1 protein-coding gene is annotated in these 1,209 nt (G+C 61.9%); it reads left to right on the top strand.

The annotated features are described in order from the left end of the window. Nucleotides 1-143 precede the first annotated feature (143 nt). A complete protein-coding gene (locus JQ575_RS44215) occupies nucleotides 144-1,187 on the top strand; it encodes an IS110 family transposase (RefSeq protein WP_312016144.1) in 1,044 nt (347 codons plus the stop codon). Nucleotides 1,188-1,209 lie beyond the last annotated feature (22 nt).

Here is a 1,209-nt window from a genome sequence, read left to right as displayed (position 1 = left end):
TATGGGTCGTAAGTCTTGGTGCCTCGATTAAGATGAGGCGATCGAGGCGGGCGTTGCGGGGTTTATGGGAGGTCGTTGGCGGCCGTCGGGATCTCGCACCCCGCCTCGTTTTATTGAAGGGCCGGACACCCGGACGGTAGCAAGTGCTGGCCGCACGTTTGACGATCCAGGCGCCGGCCCTGCCTCGTGAACAAGGCAGGAGCAGCATGACACTCTCTCATTTAACGGACAATATTTTTGTCGGCATCGATGTCGGTGGCGCGGGTCTGGATGTGGCATGGCATCGGGGCGATAGCGCCCATTACGCAAATCGCCCCGATGCCATTGCCACGTTGGTCGAGCGGTTGCGGACAGGGCCTAGATTGACGCGCATCGTGTTGGAACCGACCGGCGGCTATGAGAAGCCGCTGGTGAAGGCGTTGCGCCAGGCACAGCTGCCGGTCGAGATCATCCATACGACACGTTTCAAGGCCTACTGCCAGTTGGTCGGCGTCAAAGCCAAGTCCGACACCTCGGATGCGCGGATGCTTGCGTCCTATGCCGCCGCCCCCGACGAGTTGCGGGGCCGCAAGGCCGGTCACGTCGAACTGCCGGAAGATGCGATCCGCGAGGCACTTTCTGAACTCGCAAGCCGTCGGGATCAGCTCAAACATATGATCCATGCCGAGACCTGCAGGCTCGGCACGGTGCGGATGGCCGAACTCCGCCAGGCGATCGAGAGCCATCTCGAGACGCTTAAAGCCGAGGACAAGCGGGTACATCAGATGATGCTGGTACTGGTTCGTCAGCGCCTCGATCTGCGGCGCGATCAGCGCCTGCTCAAAACCATCAAGGGCATCGGCCCGAAGTCTGCGCTGGCCTTCCTTGCTTCTGTTCCCGAACTCGGCCGGATCGACAACAAGGCGGCAGCGGCCCTCATCGGCGTCGCTCCATTCGTCCGCAACAGTGGCACCATGACCGCGCCGGCACGAATCCACGGAGGGCGAGCCGCCGTGCGCAGTATCCTCTACATGGCAGCCGTCACTGCCAGCAGGCACAATCCGGTGCTGCGCCCCTTCTACGAACGCCTCATCGCAAAAGGCAAACCGCCCAAAGTTGCCCTCATCGCTATCCTCAGGCGCCTTGTCGTCTTCGCCAATGCCGTAATCAGGTCGGGACAGCCTTGGAAAGGCGCTGCCGCCTCTTGACTCTCAACACGGTAGATCCCGG

Origin of the sequence: Bradyrhizobium sp. JYMT SZCCT0428 (genome assembly GCF_018131075.1) — a bacterium.
GTDB lineage: Bacteria > Pseudomonadota > Alphaproteobacteria > Rhizobiales > Xanthobacteraceae > Bradyrhizobium.
This window is presented reverse-complemented; position numbering and strand designations above follow the sequence as displayed.